This is a genomic window from Oerskovia merdavium (genome assembly GCF_014836755.1).
Taxonomy (GTDB): Bacteria; Actinomycetota; Actinomycetes; order Actinomycetales; family Cellulomonadaceae; genus Oerskovia; species Oerskovia merdavium.
Genome location: NZ_JACSQF010000009.1, coordinates 181,831 through 198,271 on the forward strand (window position 1 = coordinate 181,831; position 16,441 = coordinate 198,271).

The window sequence follows — 16,441 nt, forward strand, 5'->3', positions numbered from 1 at the left end:
CCATCCCGCGTGCCGCCCGGATGGGCCAGACTGTCGGGCATGCTTCCCACGACCCGCCACGAGGTGGACCTCCTGCGCCGTGCACGCCCCGGCATGGCCGCCGTGCTGCTCGGCGGCCATGCCGCGCGTCGGCTGCCCGGTCCGCCCCTGCGCAAGGTGCCCGGGCTCGGCTGGGTGACGGCCGACCCGGTCGTCGCCCGCACGGTCCTGGGCGACCACCGCTCGTTCACGATCGTGGGCGAGGGCGGGGTCGGGCACCTGTGGGCGCAGATCCTCGGCGACTGGGTGCTCGACCTGTTCGACGGCGCGGGGCACCACGACCTCCGTTCACGCTCGCGCGAGCTGTTCACCGAGGGCAGCTCGGCCGAGCTCGTCGCCGGGGCGTGGTCGGGTCCGCTCGCCGACGCCCGGACCGCGCTGCGCGAGGGGGCGACGGTCGACGTCGCGCGCCTTGCCCGCGTGCTCGTGGGCCGCATGATGATCTCGCTCCTGGGCGTTCCGGCCCCGGCGGACCGCGCTCCGGGCGCGGGGACCTGGCCCACCGACGACGACGCGCTCACGGTCTTCGAGACCGGCGAACGCCTCGCGACGATCGCCCTGGGCAGCGCGGGCTCGACGCACCTGTCCCCCGGGCAGGTCGCCGCGGCGCGCGAGATCGTGGCCGAGCTCACGCGCGGGGTTCCCGCCGGGTGGCGCGACGCCCCCGGCGACACGCTCCTCGGCCGGTGCCGCGAGCTGGGGCTCGGACTCGAGGAGACCACGGGGCTCGCGTGCCTGCTGATGGTCGCGGGGACGGAGACCTCGGCCTCCGCGATGGCCCGGACCACCGCTCTGCTCGTCGACACGGGCGAGCAGCACCGGCTCCTGGACCTGATGCGCGTCGACGCAGAGCGCGAGGCCGCGGGTGAGGTCCGCGGTCCCGGCGAGCCCGACGCGGTCGAGAACGCCGTGCGCGAGGGGCTGCGGGTCACGAGCCCCGCCTCGGTCATCGGTCGGGGCGTCGCGGCCGACGTCGAGGTGGCGGGCCGCCGGCTCGCCGAGGGCGAGCGCATCATGATGCTCGTGTGGAGCGCGAACATCGGCGCCGGCCGGTTCCGTGCCGACCGCCCCTACGTGCGCGAGAGCCGCCAGCTGTGGTTCGGGGCCGGGCGGCACCTGTGCCTGGGCGCGGCCCTGGCGCGTGCGGAGATCGGCGCGCTGCTGCGCACGCTGTGGGGGGACGGGCAGAGCCTGCGGGTCGTCTCGCGCAGCGCTCAGCGTGGGGTCCTGATCCCGTCCTACCGGACGCTGGTCGTGGCCCGCGCGTGACCTCTCCGCGCCGCGGCGCTCCCGAACGGGCCGCGCCGCGAGGTCGCGCGCGCCCTGACGCACGCCGGACCCGACGACCGTCGGGCCGCGACCGTCACGCCGGACGGCCGCTCAGTCGCGCCCGCGCCACGTGCACAGGCACGCCTCGTTGCCCTCGACGTCCGCGAGGACCCAGAACGCCGGCGCCCGGTCGTCCGACACCAGGTGCCCTCCTGCGGCGATGGCTGCGGTCACGCGCGCCTCGACCTGGTCGTGCGGGACCGTGACGTCGAGGTGGATGCGGTTGCGCTGGGGCCGCGGGGCGTCCATCTGCTGGAACCAGACCGGGGGCCCGTAGCCGGCGCGGTCCCCCAGGCCCAGCCCCTCGTCCTCCTCGGGCCCGTCGACGTAGCCCAGGACGGCCCGCCAGAACGGGCGTACCGCGGGCCGGTCCAGCGCGTCGATCGCGATCTCGACCTCGAGGAGGCCGTCGGTCTCGGCCGGGAGGTCGAGCTCCTTGGCGGCCAACGAGATGCGGCGGGCGAGCGTCAGGTCGCGCTTGCTCAGGCCGCCGACGTCGTGGGACGACGTCCGGACGGTCACGGTCGCGTAGCGCAGGTCGACGTCGGGATGGTGGTTCATGCCTTCGGCCAGCTCGCCGATCGCGTCGACCAGCTCGACGCCCGCGGTGAACGAGCCCGTCCTGAACCTGGTCTGCGCGGTGCCGAGCAGCACGCGCCAGTCCTCCACCCCGTCGCTGTCGTGGAATTGTCGGGCGGTGATCTCGTCGCTCATGGCTGCTGCTCCGGTGCGTGTCGGGTGGACGGGGACCCTGCGGAACGTCGTGGCGAGCCGGGGTCGCGGGCCCTGGCCGGTCGGACCGGGGAGGTGCTGCGACGGAGCGTTCCTCGTCCAACTATCCCGCAGGCGGAGGTCCGTCGCCAGCACGCGCGGCCAGCGTGCCGAGCACGTGGGCGGGTCGCGTCCAGGCGCTCTCGACGGCTCCGTCCGCGACCGCGTCCAGGCCCCCTACTCGAGGATCGCCCCGCGCGAGGCCGACTGGACGAGCTTGGCGTACTTGGCCAGGACCCCGCGCGTGAACTTCGGGGCGAGCGGCGCCCAGCCCTCCTTGCGGGCCTCGATCTCGGCGTCCTCGACCAGCAGGTCGAGCGTCTTGCGCGCGACGTCGAGCCGGATCCGGTCGCCGTCGCGCACGAACGCGATCGGTCCGGCGTCGACCGCCTCGGGTGCGACGTGGCCCACGCACAGCCCGGTCGTCCCGCCCGAGAACCGTCCGTCCGTCAGGAGCAGCACGGTCTTGCCGAGGCCCGCTCCCTTGATGGCTCCCGTGATCGCGAGCATCTCGCGCATGCCCGGTCCGCCCTTGGGGCCCTCGTAGCGGATCACGACGACGTCGCCGTCCGTGATGGTCCCGTCCTCGAGGGCGTCGAGCGCCGCGCGCTCGCGCTCGAACACGCGGGCCGTGCCCTCGAACACGTCCGAGTCGAAGCCCGCGGACTTGACCACGGCCCCCTCGGGCGCGAGCGAGCCGCCCAGGATGGTGATGCCGCCCGTGTGGTGGATCGGGTTGTCGAGCGCGCGCAGGATCTTGCCGTCGGGGTCCGGGGGGTCGATCTCCGCGAGGTTCTCGGCGACCGTCCGGCCCGTGACCGTGAGCGCGTCGCCGTGGATCAGCCCCGCGTCGAGCAGGGCCTTCATAACCACGGGCACACCGCCGATACGGTCGACGTCGTTCATGACGTACCGGCCGAACGGCTTGAGGTCGCCCAGGTGGGGCACCTTGGCGGCCACGCGGTCGAAGTCCGCGAGCGTCAGCTCGACCTCGGCCTCGTGCGCGATCGCCAGCAGGTGCAGGACCGCGTTGGTCGAGCCGCCGAACGCCATGACCACGGCGATCGCGTTCTCGAACGCCTCCTTGGTCATGATGTCTCGCGCCGTGATCCCGCGACGCAGCAGCTCGACGACGGCCTCGCCCGAGCGGTGCGCGAAGTTGTCGCGGCGGCGGTCCGCCGAGGGCGGTGCGGCCGAACCGGGCAGCGACATGCCCATGGCCTCGGCGACCGACGCCATGGTGTTCGCGGTGTACATGCCGCCGCACGCGCCCTCGCCCGGGCAGATGGCCCGCTCGATGCGGTCCAGGTCACCCTTGCTCATGAGCCCGCGCGAGCACGCCCCCACGGCCTCGAACGCGTCGATGAGCGTGACGTCCTTCTCCGTGCCGTCCTCGAGCTTGACCCAGCCGGGCATGATCGAGCCCGCGTAGAGGAACACGCTCGCGAGGTCGAGGCGCGCGGCGGCCATGAGCATGCCGGGCAGCGACTTGTCGCAGCCCGCGAGCAGCACGGACCCGTCGAGCCGCTCGGCCTGCATGACGGTCTCGACCGAGTCCGCGATGACGTCGCGGGACACGAGCGAGAAGTGCATGCCCTCGTGCCCCATCGAGATGCCGTCGGACACCGAGATGGTGCCGAACTGCAGCGGGTAGCCCCCGCCCGCGTGCACGCCTTCCTTGGCGCCCTGCGCGAGCCGGTCGAGCGACAGGTTGCACGGCGTGATCTCGTTCCACGAGCTCGCGATGCCGATCTGGGGCTTGACCCAGTCGTCGTCCCCCATCCCGACGGCGCGGAGCATGCCGCGCGAGGCCGTGGCCTCGATGCCGTCGGTCACGGTCCGGGAACGGGGCTTGATGTCGATGTCGTCGCTGGCCATACCCGAGTATCTCCTCACGGGTGAAGTGCGGCCACAGCGCGCGTGGCGGCTCGCCGGGGCATCACCTCGTCGGGAAGGATGCCGCGATGACCACGACGTATCGTCCCTCGCTCCGGCCCGTCCGCTCTTCCCGGACCACCTCGCTCCCGTCAGCCCGGCGAGGCGCGGTGCTCGCTCCCGTCGTCGCGCTCGCTCTGCTCACGGCCGCGTGCTCGGGCACCGCCGAGCCGCGGGCCACGCCCACCGCGACGCCGTCGAGCACGGGCACCGCGGCGGCCCCCGAGGCCGCTGTCGACACCACCCCGATGGCCCCCGAGCCCACGCCGGAGCCCGACGCCGCCGACGAGTCCCCCGAGGCGAGCTTTCGCGCCTGGCTCGCCGCGAGCCGTGCGCCCGCGGTCGAGACGGCCTGCGGGTACATGACCCCCACGCTCGTCGACCGGATGGTCGCGGAGATGACGGCGCAGGGGTGGCCCGGCATCACGGACTGCTCGTCGATGATCACGACCACGGCCGAGCTCTACGCCGCGGTCGGCGACGTCGCGGAGGTCGAGATCGCCGTCCGCGAGGAGCGCCCCGACGCGACCGTGCTGTCCGTCGCGTACGCGGGCGGCGACTGCGGGTCGGCCGTCATGGTCCCCGAGGGCGCGAGGTGGATCATCACCGAGCAGTCCGAGGAGCAGTGCTGACGCACGCACCCGCCCACCGCGCACCGCCGCACGCCATGCTCCGCACGCGACGACGGGCCCGCCCCCTGCTCGGGGCGGGCCCGTCGTCGTCGTGCGGGTGCGTGGCTCAGCGGCGCTTGAGCAGCGACACGTCGCGCACCGCACCGCGGTCGGCGGACGTCGCCATCGCGGCGTAGGCCTGCAGCGCGGGCGAGACGTAGCGGTCGCGGTCGACGGGCTGCCAGGGGTTCTCGCGCGCCTCCATCTTGGCGCGACGCTCGGCGAGGACCTCGTCGGGCACGTTGACGCGGATGAGGCGCGTGTCGACGTCGATCTCGATCTCGTCGCCGTCCTCGACCAGGCCGATCACGCCCCCGGCCGCGGCCTCGGGCGAGACGTGGCCCACCGAGATGCCGCTCGACCCGCCCGAGAAGCGGCCGTCGGTGATGAGCGCGCAGACCTTGCCCAGGCCACGGCCCTTGATGAACGACGTGGGGTAGAGCATCTCCTGCATGCCGGGTCCGCCTGCGGGGCCCTCGTAGCGCACGACGACCACGTGGCCGGGCTCGACCTGCTTGGTGAGGATCTTCTCGACGGCCTCGTCCTGCGACTCGCAGACCAGCGCCCTGCCGACGAAGTGGAACACGTCGGGGTCGACACCCGCGGTCTTGAAGACCGCGCCGTCCTCGGCGAGGTTGCCACGGAGCACGGCCAGGCCGCCCTCGACCGTGTACGCGTGCTCGAGGTCGCGGATGCAGCCGTCGGCCGCGTCGGTGTCGAGGTGGTCCCACCGGTTCGACGTCGAGAACGCCTGCGTGGTGCGGACCCCGCCCGGCGCGGCGTGGAACAGCTCGACAGCCTGCTCGGTCGCCTTGCCTCCGCGCACGTCCCAGTCGTCGAGCCACTCGCGCAGCGTCGGGGTGTGCACCGACGTCACGTCGTGGTCCAGGAGACCGGCACGGTCGAGCTCGCCCAGGAGCGCGGGGATGCCGCCCGCGCGGTGGACGTCCTCCATGTGGAAGTTGGGGTGGTTCGGCGCGACCTTGGACAGGCACGGGACCTGGCGGCTGATGCGCTCGATGTCCGTCAGGTCGAAGTCGATCTCGCCTTCCTGGGCGGCCGCGAGGATGTGCAGGACCGTGTTGGTCGAGCCGCCCATCGCGACGTCGAGCGTCATGGCGTTGGCGAACGCGGCCTTGGTCGCGATGTTGCGCGGCGCGGCCGAGTCGTCCTCCTCGTCGTAGTACCGACGCGCGAGGTCGACGATCGTGCGGCCTGCCTCGAGGAAGAGCTCCTTGCGCGCGGCGTGGGTCGCGAGCGTCGAGCCGTTGCCGGGCAGGGACAGGCCCAGGGCCTCGGTGAGGCAGTTCATCGAGTTCGCGGTGAACATGCCCGAGCACGAGCCGCACGTGGGGCACGCGGCCTCCTCGACCTGCGCGAGCGCCTCGTCGCTGACGTTGTCGTCCGCGGCGTAGTTGATCGCGTTGACGAGGTTCAGGCGCGTCGAGGCCACACCGTCGGCGACGACGACCTTGCCCGCCTCCATGGGGCCGCCGGAGACGAAGATGACGGGGATGTTGAGGCGCAGCGCGGCGTTGAGCATGCCGGGCGTGATCTTGTCGCAGTTGGAGATGCACACGATGGCGTCCGCGCAGTGCGCGTTGACCATGTACTCGACCGAGTCCGCGATGAGGTCGCGGCTGGGCAGCGAGTAGAGCATGCCCGCGTGGCCCATCGCGATGCCGTCGTCGACCGCGATGGTGTTGAACTCCTTGGAGACGCCGCCGGCCTCGCGGATCGCGGACGCGACCAGGTCGCCCATGTCCTTGAGGTGGACGTGGCCCGGTACGAACTGCGTGTACGAGTTCGCGATCGCGATGATCGGCTTGCCGAAGTCCTCGGAGCCCATGCCGGTGGCGCGCCAGAGCGCGCGGGCACCGGACATGTTGCGGCCGTGGGTGGACGTCCGAGAGCGCAGGGGGCGACTCATGGCGGTTCAGCTCCTTCACGTGGTGCTGCGGCCTGGGAGGTGACCGCTCGGACACACTACGCCCGCCCCGGACCCCGCAGGTCGGGCGTCCGGCTCGTGGTCCCCGCCGGGAGGCAGCGCTCCCACCGGGGACCGGATGTGCGATCCCCCTACGTAGCACCACCGATACGGGAAAACCCGTCAATCTGCTCAAAAGGTTGCAGGCGACTTCACCCCGGTGGTTAGTTGACAGGGCTGCTCGGACCCCGCCGCCACTGGCCCGCAGAGGCCGATCCCTCGACCACGAGGGGACCGCGGTCCCCGCAGGCAGCACCTCGTCCCGCACCCCGGCCCCGCGCCGTCCGGCGGACGACCCATCGACCAGGGAGACCAGACCCATGAGCCAGGCCACCGCTGCACCGACCCTGAACCCCCACTCCACGTCCATCTCGACCGACCCCACGGCCGCACCGCAGGCGACCACGCCCCCTGTCGTCACGCTGCCCGCGGCACGCCGAGCGCTGGCCGTGCTGCGCATCGCGATCTCGCTCGTCTTCCTGTGGCCCGTGCTCGACAAGACCTTCGGCCTGGGCTACGCGACCCCCGCCGAGCGTGCGTGGGTCGGCGGGGGTTCCCCGACCCAGGGCTACCTGTCCTCGCTCTCGGGGCCGTTCGCCGACACGTTCGGCGCCCTGGCCGGCCCCGCGACCGACTGGCTGTTCATGCTCGGCATGGGCGCGACGGGCCTCGCGCTCCTCCTGGGCGTCGGGACGCGCGTCGCCGCGGTCTCGGGCACGCTCCTCATGGCGCTGCTGTGGGCCACGACGTGGCCCGTGGCCGCGGGCTCCACCAACCCGGTCGTCGAGGACCACGTCGTGACCGCGCTCGTCGTGGTCGTCGTGGCCCTGACCCGTGCGGGCAGCACGTGGGGGCTGGGCGGGGTCGCGGAGCGCGTGGGCGTGCCGGCCTGGATGCGCTGAGGCGACCCGTCGCCCGGCATGCCCGACGGCGCCACGCGCCCAGGTGCAGCGACGCACCCGGGCGTGTGCCGCCGTCGGGCGTGCGGCACCGTCAGTACCCGGACGTCCCCGCCGGGCGGCCGTCCGCACCGGCGCCCGCTAGTGCGCGGGTGCCGCCGCCTCCTGCGCGTCCGCGTGGCGGATGTGGCGCGTGACCCACGGGGCGAGCGCGAACAGGACCAGCGCGAACGCCATGGTGATCGCACCGACGACCCCGAAGTAGGCGGTGTCCGACGCGCCCTGCGTGACCTGGACGATCTGGGCCGTGATCGCCTGCCCTGCCGCGGGGGCCAGGAACCACAGCGCCATGGCCTGGCTGCGGAACGCCTTGGGCGCGAGCAGCGTCGTCGCGGCCAGCCCCACCGGGGACAGGCACAGCTCGCCGAGCGTCTGGATGACGTACACCGAGACCAGGACCCAGGCCGGGGCCTTCTCGTCCGCGAAGATCGCCGACGCGGCCGAGAGCCACACGAACGAGAGTGCCGCGAGCGTCAGGCCCATCGCGAACTTCACGGCCGTCGGCGGGCGGTCCTTGGTCTTGACCCAGATCCACGCGAACACCGGCGCCAGGACCACGATCGAGAACGGGTTCACGGACTGGAAGAACGCGGGCTCGATCGCGATCCCGAAGAACGAGAGCTCGGTGCGGTTCTTCGCGAAGCTCGACAGCGTCGTGGCCGCCTGCTCGAAGATCATGAAGAACAGCATGGCCGCGACGAACAGCGGGATGTACGCCGTGAGCCGCGAGCGCTCGGGGGCCGTGACCTTGGGCGAGCGGAACATCACCAGGAAGTAGGCGATGGGCGCCGCGAACGCGACGTAGGACAGCGTGTCGATGAACGTCGAGATGCCGAACGCCCCCGACACGGCCCAGGCGATGAGCGCCGCGACCACGAGCCCCGCGAGGATGAAGAGCCCGATCCGGACGAGCTTCGGGTACTCCTCGCGCGTGAGGGGGTTGGGCACCGAGTCCCCCGCGCCCCCCAGGTACTTGCGCCCCGCGACGAAGAACACGAGGGCGATCGCCATGCCGACCGCCGCGACCGCGAAGCCCGCGTGGTACCCCCACTGCCGGTTGACGAACCCGACGATGATCGGCGACAGGAGCGAGCCGAGGTTGATGCCCATGTAGAAGATCGAGAAGGCCGAGTCGCGGCGCGGGTCGTCGCGCGTGTACAGCTCGCCCACCATCGAGGACACGTTGGGCTTGAGCAGCCCCGTGCCGAGCGCCACGAGCGCGATGCCGAACATCGAGAAGCCCGCCCCCGGGATCGTCAGCGAGACGTGCCCCGCCGCGATGATGATCCCGCCGTACAGGACCGAGCGCCGCGAACCGATGACCCGGTCCGCGAGCCAGCCGCCGACGACCGACAGCAGGTAGACGCCCGTGCCGTAGATCGAGACCAGGGCGAGCCCCGTCACCTCGTCGAGGGCCAGGCCTCCGTCGGCGATCGAGTCCGTCAGGTAGAAGAGCAGGATCGCGCGCATCCCGTAGTAGCTGAACCGTTCCCACAGCTCGGTGGTGAACAGGGTCATCAGCCCGATCGGGTGGCCGAAGAACGCGTGGTCGCGCGGGACCCGGCCGGCGGCAGGGGCTGCCTCGGCCTCGAGCCGGGGGTCCGGGAGGTCGGGCTGGACGGGCCGCTCGTCGTTGCCGCTCATGGATCGATGCTGCCACCGGCCGGTGGTCGTGGCGACTGGTGGCGGCCCGTGTGCACGCAGCGCCCGGCCCCGGCTAGCGTGGGCGGATGCCCTCCCCCGCACCGACCGTCCTGTGGTTCCGCCGCGACCTGCGCCTGGCCGACAACCCGGCCCTGGGCGAGGCCCAGGGCGAGGCGCGCGCGACGGGGAGCGACGTCGTCGGGCTCTACGTCCTGGACCCCGCGCTCTGGGCGTCGGCCGGACCCGTGCGGCAGGCGTACCTGGCCCGCAGCCTGCACGAGCTCGACGCCTCGACCGGCGGCCGGCTCGTGGTGCGCCACGGCGACCCGCGCGAGGTCGTGCCCGCGGTCTGCGCCGAGGTCGGCGCGCGCTCGGTCCACGTCGCCGCGAGCTACGAGCCCTACGGGCGTCGCCGGGACGACGCGGTCGAGGCGCTCCTCGCGGAGCGCGACGTGAGCCTGCAACGCACGGGTTCGCCCTACGCGGTCGCGCCGGGGCGCGTCCGGACGCGCGGCGGGACGCCCTTCCAGGTCTTCACGCCGTTCCGGTCGGCGTGGCTCGAGCACGGCTGGCGGGCCCCCGCTCCCCTGCCCGACGACGTCGCGTGGGCAACGCTCGCCTCGGACGGTCTCCCGGACGCGCCCGAGGCGGGGGCGCGGCTGCCCGCTGCGGGCGAGGCCGCGGCCCTCGACCGCTGGCACGCGTTCCTGGCCGACGGCCTCGCCGACTACCCGACCGATCGTGACCGGCCCGACCTCACCGGGACCTCGTACCTCTCGCCCGCGCTCAAGTGGGGCGAGATCCACCCCCGGACGCTGCTCGCGGACCTCGCGTCGGCGGTGCGCTCGGGGTCGGTGCCCGAGGACTCCGCCGCGACCTACCGCTCGGAGCTCGCGTGGCGCGAGTTCCACGCGGACGTGCTGTTCCACCACCCCGGGGCGGTGCAGCGGTCGCTGCGCACCGTGGTCCCCGAGGACGCGTGGGCCACGGGCGCCACGGAGGACGCGCTGCTCGCCGCGTGGTGCGAGGGCCGCACGGGCTACCCGATGGTCGACGCCGGGATGCGCCAGCTCCTCGGCACCGGGTGGATGCACAACCGCGTCCGGATGCTCGTCGCGTCGTTCCTCGTCAAGGACCTGCACGTGCGCTGGCAGCGCGGGGCCGAGCACTTCATGGCCCACCTGGTCGACGGCGACGTGTCGCAGAACCAGCTCAACTGGCAGTGGGTCGCGGGGACCGGGCGCGACGCCGCGCCGTACTTCCGGATCTTCAACCCGGTCACGCAGGGCCTGAAGTTCGACCCCGACGGCGCCTACGTGCGCGAGTGGGTGCCCGAGCTGCGCGGCATCACCGGCAAGGCCGTGCACGAGCCGTGGAAGCTCCCCGGTGGTGCTCCCGGGTATTCCGAGCGCGTCGTGGACCACGCGGTCGAGCGCAAGGTGTCGCTCGAGGACTTCGAGCGCGCGCGACGCTGACCGCCCCGGACACGACAGGACGAGCGTGACCCGGAGGTCACGCTCGTCCTGGTGTCCAGCCCGGCGGGGTGGTCGTGCTCAGAGCCCCGCGCGGAACTCGTCCTCGAGGATGCTCATGACGATCGCGTCGGCCCAGCCGTCGCCGTCCCGGAACGCGTCGCGGAGCCGGCCCTCCTCGCGGAAGCCCAGCGACTCGTAGAGCATGCGAGCCCGCGGGTTGATGCTGAGCACGTCGAGGCTCACCCGGTGCAGGTGCGGACCCTCGGGGTGGTCGAACGCGAAGCGCAGGACCTCGAAGATCGCCTCGCGACCGTAGCCGCGCCCCCGGTAGTTGGGGAGCAGGGCCAGGCGAAGGTTGGCCGAGAGCGCGTGCTCGTCGATGTCGTTGAGCACGATCTCGCCGAACATCTCGTCGCTCACGAGCTGGCCGTCCCGCTTGGCCGGCGAGGTGATGGCCCAGTCGTAGCGGCCCACGCGGTCGCTGATCGTGGCCGCCCACTCGTCGATCTGCTCGCGCGTGAACTCGGCCGTGGTCCCCGTGAGCCGGTTGGACTCCGGGTCCTGCACGGACTCCCACATGCGCTCGGCGTCGCGCGCCTCGATGGGTCGCAGCCGCATCATCTCGCCGTAGAGCTCGGGTCCGCGTGTCACGCGACCACCTCCGTGGTGCTTCGGGGCACGGATCAACCGATCCGCTCGATGACCAGCTCGCGGACGCGCCCGGCGTCGGCCTGGCCCTTGGTGGCCTTCATGACCGCTCCGATGATCGCACCGATGGGCCCCATGTTGCCCGAGCGAACCTTCTCGACGATGTCGGGCTGGGCCGCGAGGGCGGCGTCGATCGCCTCGAGGAGCGCGCCGTCGTCCGAGACGACCTCGAGCCCGCGTGCGACCACCACGGCCTCCGGGTCGCCTTCGCCCGCGAGGACGCCCTCGAGGACCTGACGAGCCAGCTTGTCGTTGATCCGGCCCGAGTCGACGAGCGCCTGGAGCTGGGCGATCTGCGCGGGCGTGACCGCGATCTCGGCGATCTCGGTGTCGCTCGTCTTGGCGTAGCGGGCGAGCTCACCCATCCACCACTTGCGTGCGGCCGCGGGGCTCGCACCGGCCGCGACGGTCGCCTCGATGAGGTCGAGAGCGCCCGCATTGACGACGTCCCGCATCTCGGCGTCGGCGTAGCCCCACTCGCCCTGGAGGCGGTTGCGGCGCGCGACAGGGAGCTCGGGCAGCGTGGCGCGGATCTGCTCGACCCAGTCACGGCTCGGTGCGACGGGCACCAGGTCCGGCTCCGGGAAGTAGCGGTAGTCCTCGGCGTCGGACTTCACGCGACCGGCCGTCGTGACCGAGGTGTCCTCGTGCCAGTGACGCGTCTCCTGGATGACCGTGCCGCCCTCGTCGAGGACGGCGGCCTGACGCGAGACCTCGTAGCGGACCGCGCGCTCGATCGAGCGGAACGAGTTCACGTTCTTGGTCTCGGTCCGCGTGCCGAGCGGCGACTCGGGGGTCGCGCGCAGGGAGAGGTTCACGTCGGCGCGGACGTTGCCGCGCTCCATGCGTGCCTCGGACACGTCGAGCGCACGGAAGATGTCGCGCAGCGTCTGGACGTACGCGCGAGCGACCTCCGGGGCGCGCTCCCCCGCACCCGTGATGGGGCGCGTGACGATCTCCACGAGCGGGATGCCCGCACGGTTGTAGTCGACGAGCGAGTACTCGGCACCGTGGATGCGCCCGGTCGCCCCGCCGACGTGGGTGTTCTTGCCCGCGTCCTCCTCCATGTGCGCACGCTCGATGTCGACGCGGAAGATCGTGCCGTCCTCGAGCTCGACGTCCAGGTAGCCGTCGAACGCGATGGGCTCGTCGTACTGCGACGTCTGGAAGTTCTTGGGCACGTCCGGGTAGAAGTAGTTCTTCCGGGCGAAGCGGCAGGACTCGGCGATCTGGCAGTTGAGCGCGAGCCCGATCTTGATCGCGTACTCGACGGCCTTGCCGTTGACCACGGGCAGCGCGCCGGGCAGCCCGAGGCTCACCGGGGTCACCTGCGTGTTGGGCTCGCCGCCGAACTCGACCTCGGCCGCGCAGAACATCTTGGTCTTGGTGCCGAGCTCGACGTGCACCTCGATGCCGATGACCGGGTCGTAGCGGCGGACGGCCTCGTCGTAGTCGACCAGGTCCACGGTTGCGTGTGCGCTCATCGCGCGACCTCCAGCTCCGGGGCCTTGGCCAGCAGCGGCCCGCCCCACGTGTTCTCCAGGGCGGCCTCGAGAGCGGCGCCCACGCGGTACAGACGGTCGTCGGCCTTGGCCGGCGCGAGGATCTGGAAGCCGACGGGCAGGCCGTCGTCCGAGAGACCGTTCGGCAGCGACATTCCCGGGACGCCCGCGAGGTTCGCGGGGATCGTCGCGACGTCGTTGAGGTACATCGCGAGCGGGTCGTCGAGCTTCTCACCGAACTTGAACGCCGTGGTGGGGGCCGTCGGGGAGACCAGGACGTCGGCCTGGGCGAACGCCGCGTCGAAGTCGCGCTGGATGAGCGTGCGGACCTTCTGCGCGCTGCCGTAGTAGGCGTCGTAGTAGCCCGCCGACAGTGCGTACGTGCCGAGGATGATGCGGCGCTTGACCTCGTCGCCGAAGCCCTGGCCGCGGGTCGCGGACATGACGCGCTCGGCCGTGACGGGACCGTCCTCCGGCTCGACGCGCAGGCCGAAGCGCATGCCGTCGAACTTGGCGAGGTTGCTGGACGCCTCGCTCGGCATGATCAGGTAGTAGGCGCCGAGCGCGTACTTGAAGTGCGGGCACGAGACCTCGATGATCTCGGCGCCGAGCGAGCGCAGCAGGTCGAGCGACTCCGCGAAGCGTGCGCTCACGCCCTCCTGGTAGCCCTCGCCCGAGAGCTCGGAGACCACGCCGACGCGCAGGCCGCGCAGGTCGCCGATCGCACCCTGGCGGGCCGCGTCGACGAGCAGCGGCAGGTCCTCGTTGATCGAGGTCGAGTCGCGGGGGTCGTGGCCGCCGATGAGCTCGTGCAGGAGCGCCGAGTCGAGGACGGTCCGCGTGACGGGGCCTGCCTGGTCGAGCGAGGACGCCATGGCGATGAGGCCGTAGCGGGACACGCCGCCGTAGGTGGGCTTGACGCCGACCGTGCCGGTCACGGCGCCGGGCTGACGGATCGAGCCGCCCGTGTCGGTGCCGATCGCGAGGGGCGCCTCGTAGGCGGCGACGGCCGCGGCCGAGCCACCGCCCGAGCCGCCGGGGATGCGGTCGAGGTCCCACGGGTTGTGGGTGTTGCCGTACGCCGAGTGCTCCGTCGAGGAGCCCATGGCGAACTCGTCCATGTTGGTCTTGCCGAGGATCGGCAGGCCCGCGGCGCGGATGCGCTCGACGAGCGTCGCGTCGTAGGGAGGGATCCAGCCCTCGAGGATCTTGGAGCCGGCCGTCGTGGGCAGGCCCTTGGTGACGACGACGTCCTTCACCGCGATGGGCACGCCCGCGAGGGGGTGCAGGTCCTCGCCCGCGGCGCGGCGCGAGTCGATGTCGCGGGCCGTCGCGAGGGCGTCCTCGGTGCTCACGTGCAGGAACGCGTGGACCGCGGTGTCGACGTCACCGATGCGGTCGAGGTGCGCCTGCGTCGCCTCGACGCTGCTCACCTCGCCGGAGACCAGGTGCGCGGCGAGGTCCGCGGCACTCAGCCGCGTCAGGTCGTTCGTCATCATTCCTCCCCGAGGATCTGCGGGACGCTGAAGCGTCCGTCTTCGCTGGCCGGTGCTGCGGCGAGGACGTCCTCGACGGGCAGCGGCGGCACGGGGACGTCGTCTCGGAAGACGTTGGTCAGCGGGAGCGGGTGGCTCGTGGCGGGGACGTCAGGAGTGGCGACCTCGCTCACCTGGGCGATCGCATCGACGATGACGTCGAGCTCGCCGGCGAGGCGGTCGAGCTCCTCGGGCCGGAGGTCGATGCGGGCCAGCACGGCGACGCGCGCGACCTCATCACGGGAGATGGTGGACATGGTCGTCAGTCTAGTGCCCGACGACGGCGGTCACGGGGGCGTCCGGCGCACCGTGGCGGTCGCACCACGTGGGCGGCGGGCGTCAGGTCCGCTGCTCGTGCCGACGGGGCTTGAGACGGTCGGGCGCGTCGCGCGCGGGGGTCCACCCGCACGTGAACGAGCCCCGGTACCCGAAGAGGAACCCGAGCCGTTCGTTGGTGACCTCGAGGTCGACCCGGAACACCGCGTCGGCCTCGTCATACCACTCGTGGAGGTGCGCGCGACCGCTCAGCAGCATGGGGAACCGGAACCCGACCGGCCCCTCGTAGAACCGTTGGGCGTCGGACGTCAGCACCAGGCCACCGCGCTCGTCCGCACGGAGGTCGAGGTCGACGGCCAGGTGCTGGTGGGTGCCGAGGTAGTCGACGACCTGGTCACCCACCAGGACCATCGTGGCGTCGAACCGTCGTCGCCTGCCCCGGATCTCGTACTCCCGGACGAACGTCACCGTCTCCCGCCCGAGCGGGTCCAGGTACGGGTAGTTCTCGATCGTGAATGGCACGTCTGTGCCCGTGTCGGGCACGAGGATGTTGCGGAGCCGGCCGAGCTGGAGGAAGGGTACGGTCCACCACGGTCCACGACGGACCTCGGACATCACGCCGCGACCGGTGCACGCCTCGCCGCTGTCGAGCCCGACCGAGAACCGGCGCTGCAGCATGGGGTGCAGCCGCGCGAAGTCGGGGCCCATGGCCTTCTGGAAGATCGACGTCATGGTGCGCTCCTCGGTGCGGGGAGGGACGCGAGCGTCGCTGGTGCGTCGCGCAGGTGGTCGTCCCGGCGCCGGCCACGAGCCGGAGCCCGGCGGCAGCGCCCTGCGCGCGGTCGCTCGGGCCGCCAGAGCCACAGGACGCTGCGCAGCGGCCAGCGCTCGGGCGGCTCGTCGCGCTCTGCCCAGATGCGCAGGCGATCGAAGCTCCACGCCGTGGCCCAGCCCAGAGCGGGTCGTGCGACACGGTCCAGGAGCCGCCCCCAGCCGGGGACGTAGTCGTAACCGGTGACGAATCGGACGCCGTCCCCGGCCGGCACGTAGCGCCAGTAGCCGCGGCCGGAACGGATCGGTGACAACGGGTCCGACGTCGCGAACCGCAGGGCCGAGGTGCGAGAGCCCTCCCGCCCGCTGGTGTCGCCGATGCTCACGCCGTCGCCGGCGACCGTGCGGAGCGGCAGGCGGCGTGTGTACGTGAACCGGGTAGCCCCGGTTCCGGTCGGCTCGGTCGGGACGATCCGGGAGAACCGCACGTCCCAACGCACGTGCTGCTCGGGGTCCTGCGTGAGGGACCAGACGACGTCGAGCGGAGCCGAGATCGTCACCTCGACGTAGATCCCTCGCGCTCCCATCTCGTCAGGCTAGCGGGGCGGACGCCCCCGAACGCGCCGCCCCGCGGGACGGGAGCCGTGGTCGTCAGGGCATGGAGATGCCCCGGGCACGGGGTGCTCCGGGGCTGGGTTCTGGTGGGCCGGCCGTGTGGTGGTGGTGTGGTGCTGGCCTGGCGGGCCGGTTGTTCGGGGGTATGCCAAAGGCCCACCCCGTGTGGGGTGGGCCTTTGGTGAATGGTTGTCCGGCGGCGACCTACTCTCCCACCCCGTCTC

The 16,441-nt window shown here is 72.5% G+C and carries 14 protein-coding genes; 4 read left to right on the plus strand and 10 right to left on the minus strand.

Features of this window, described 5'->3' with window-relative positions:
• Nucleotides 1-39: 39 nt before the first annotated feature.
• A complete protein-coding gene (locus H9641_RS10550) occupies nucleotides 40-1,308 on the plus strand; it encodes a cytochrome P450 (RefSeq protein ID WP_191803491.1) in 1,269 nt (422 codons plus the stop codon).
• Between the two features lie 111 nt (nucleotides 1,309-1,419).
• Here the strand turns inward: H9641_RS10550 and H9641_RS10555 are convergent, their stop codons facing one another.
• Together H9641_RS10555 and ilvD (H9641_RS10560) are read right to left on the minus strand one after the other, a co-directional pair.
• Nucleotides 1,420-2,082, minus strand: coding sequence for a VOC family protein (locus H9641_RS10555; protein ID WP_191803493.1), 663 nt, complete (start codon nucleotides 2,080-2,082; stop codon nucleotides 1,420-1,422).
• Nucleotides 2,083-2,316: 234 nt separating this feature from the next.
• Complete coding sequence (ilvD, locus tag H9641_RS10560) at nucleotides 2,317-4,017, minus strand: dihydroxy-acid dehydratase (protein WP_191803495.1); 1,701 nt, start codon at nucleotides 4,015-4,017, stop codon at nucleotides 2,317-2,319.
• Between the two features lie 86 nt (nucleotides 4,018-4,103).
• On the opposite strand from ilvD (H9641_RS10560), the gene H9641_RS10565 reads away from it, so the two are divergent.
• Nucleotides 4,104-4,706 carry a hypothetical protein gene (locus H9641_RS10565; RefSeq protein WP_191803497.1) on the plus strand — a complete coding sequence of 201 codons (603 nt, stop codon included), beginning with the start codon at nucleotides 4,104-4,106 and terminating at the stop codon, nucleotides 4,704-4,706.
• A 106-nt stretch (nucleotides 4,707-4,812) separates the two neighbouring features.
• Here H9641_RS10565 and ilvD (H9641_RS10570) read toward each other — a convergent pair whose 3' ends face one another.
• Complete coding sequence (gene ilvD / locus H9641_RS10570) at nucleotides 4,813-6,675, minus strand: dihydroxy-acid dehydratase (protein WP_191803499.1); 1,863 nt, start codon at nucleotides 6,673-6,675, stop codon at nucleotides 4,813-4,815.
• A gap of 377 nt (nucleotides 6,676-7,052) precedes the next feature.
• Between ilvD (H9641_RS10570) and H9641_RS10575 the strand changes: the two genes are divergently transcribed.
• Nucleotides 7,053-7,634, plus strand: coding sequence for a DoxX family protein (locus H9641_RS10575; RefSeq protein WP_225220282.1), 582 nt, complete (start codon nucleotides 7,053-7,055; stop codon nucleotides 7,632-7,634).
• Nucleotides 7,635-7,772: 138 nt separating this feature from the next.
• Here H9641_RS10575 and H9641_RS10580 read toward each other — a convergent pair whose 3' ends face one another.
• Nucleotides 7,773-9,335 carry a peptide MFS transporter gene (locus H9641_RS10580; RefSeq protein WP_191803502.1) on the minus strand — a complete coding sequence of 521 codons (1,563 nt, stop codon included), beginning with the start codon at nucleotides 9,333-9,335 and terminating at the stop codon, nucleotides 7,773-7,775.
• An 86-nt stretch (nucleotides 9,336-9,421) separates the two neighbouring features.
• On the opposite strand from H9641_RS10580, the gene H9641_RS10585 reads away from it, so the two are divergent.
• Nucleotides 9,422-10,810, plus strand: a complete 1,389-nt coding sequence (locus H9641_RS10585) for a cryptochrome/photolyase family protein (protein ID WP_191803504.1) — start codon at nucleotides 9,422-9,424, stop codon at nucleotides 10,808-10,810.
• Nucleotides 10,811-10,888: 78 nt separating this feature from the next.
• Here H9641_RS10585 and H9641_RS10590 read toward each other — a convergent pair whose 3' ends face one another.
• The 6 genes from H9641_RS10590 to H9641_RS10615 form a co-directional block, all read right to left on the minus strand.
• Entirely contained in the window at nucleotides 10,889-11,461 is a 573-nt protein-coding gene (locus H9641_RS10590) for a GNAT family N-acetyltransferase (protein WP_318244517.1), read from the minus strand.
• Nucleotides 11,462-11,493: 32 nt separating this feature from the next.
• Complete coding sequence (gatB, locus tag H9641_RS10595) at nucleotides 11,494-13,002, minus strand: Asp-tRNA(Asn)/Glu-tRNA(Gln) amidotransferase subunit GatB (RefSeq protein ID WP_191803506.1); 1,509 nt, start codon at nucleotides 13,000-13,002, stop codon at nucleotides 11,494-11,496.
• Entirely contained in the window at nucleotides 12,999-14,516 is a 1,518-nt protein-coding gene (gene gatA / locus H9641_RS10600; protein ID WP_191803508.1) for an Asp-tRNA(Asn)/Glu-tRNA(Gln) amidotransferase subunit GatA, read from the minus strand. Before gatA ends, gatB begins: the two co-directional genes overlap by 4 nt.
• Complete coding sequence (gene gatC / locus H9641_RS10605) at nucleotides 14,516-14,812, minus strand: Asp-tRNA(Asn)/Glu-tRNA(Gln) amidotransferase subunit GatC (protein WP_030152198.1); 297 nt, start codon at nucleotides 14,810-14,812, stop codon at nucleotides 14,516-14,518. Before gatC ends, gatA begins: the two co-directional genes overlap by 1 nt.
• Nucleotides 14,813-14,894: 82 nt before the next feature.
• Nucleotides 14,895-15,563, minus strand: coding sequence for a DUF4166 domain-containing protein (locus H9641_RS10610; protein ID WP_191803510.1), 669 nt, complete (start codon nucleotides 15,561-15,563; stop codon nucleotides 14,895-14,897).
• Nucleotides 15,560-16,189: an SRPBCC family protein gene (locus tag H9641_RS10615; RefSeq protein WP_191803512.1), complete on the minus strand. Its 630-nt coding sequence runs from the start codon at nucleotides 16,187-16,189 to the stop codon at nucleotides 15,560-15,562. The genes H9641_RS10610 and H9641_RS10615 overlap by 4 nt, the downstream gene beginning before the upstream one ends.
• Nucleotides 16,190-16,441 lie beyond the last annotated feature (252 nt).

Bases quoted from the DNA above. Each gene is read 5' to 3' on its own strand.
- H9641_RS10550 (WP_191803491.1), top strand. From the start codon at position 40: ATGCTTCCCACGACCCGCCACGAGGTGGACCTCCTGCGCCGTGCACGC.
- H9641_RS10555 (WP_191803493.1), bottom strand. From the start codon at position 2,082: ATGAGCGACGAGATCACCGCCCGACAATTCCACGACAGCGACGGGGTG.
- ilvD (WP_191803495.1), bottom strand. From the start codon at position 4,017: ATGGCCAGCGACGACATCGACATCAAGCCCCGTTCCCGGACCGTGACC.
- H9641_RS10565 (WP_191803497.1), top strand. From the start codon at position 4,104: ATGACCACGACGTATCGTCCCTCGCTCCGGCCCGTCCGCTCTTCCCGG.
- ilvD (WP_191803499.1), bottom strand. From the start codon at position 6,675: ATGAGTCGCCCCCTGCGCTCTCGGACGTCCACCCACGGCCGCAACATG.
- H9641_RS10575 (WP_225220282.1), top strand. From the start codon at position 7,053: ATGAGCCAGGCCACCGCTGCACCGACCCTGAACCCCCACTCCACGTCC.
- H9641_RS10580 (WP_191803502.1), bottom strand. From the start codon at position 9,335: ATGAGCGGCAACGACGAGCGGCCCGTCCAGCCCGACCTCCCGGACCCC.
- H9641_RS10585 (WP_191803504.1), top strand. From the start codon at position 9,422: ATGCCCTCCCCCGCACCGACCGTCCTGTGGTTCCGCCGCGACCTGCGC.
- gatB (WP_191803506.1), bottom strand. From the start codon at position 13,002: ATGAGCGCACACGCAACCGTGGACCTGGTCGACTACGACGAGGCCGTC.
- gatA (WP_191803508.1), bottom strand. From the start codon at position 14,516: ATGACGAACGACCTGACGCGGCTGAGTGCCGCGGACCTCGCCGCGCAC.
- gatC (WP_030152198.1), bottom strand. From the start codon at position 14,812: ATGTCCACCATCTCCCGTGATGAGGTCGCGCGCGTCGCCGTGCTGGCC.
- H9641_RS10610 (WP_191803510.1), bottom strand. From the start codon at position 15,563: ATGACGTCGATCTTCCAGAAGGCCATGGGCCCCGACTTCGCGCGGCTG.
- H9641_RS10615 (WP_191803512.1), bottom strand. From the start codon at position 16,189: ATGGGAGCGCGAGGGATCTACGTCGAGGTGACGATCTCGGCTCCGCTC.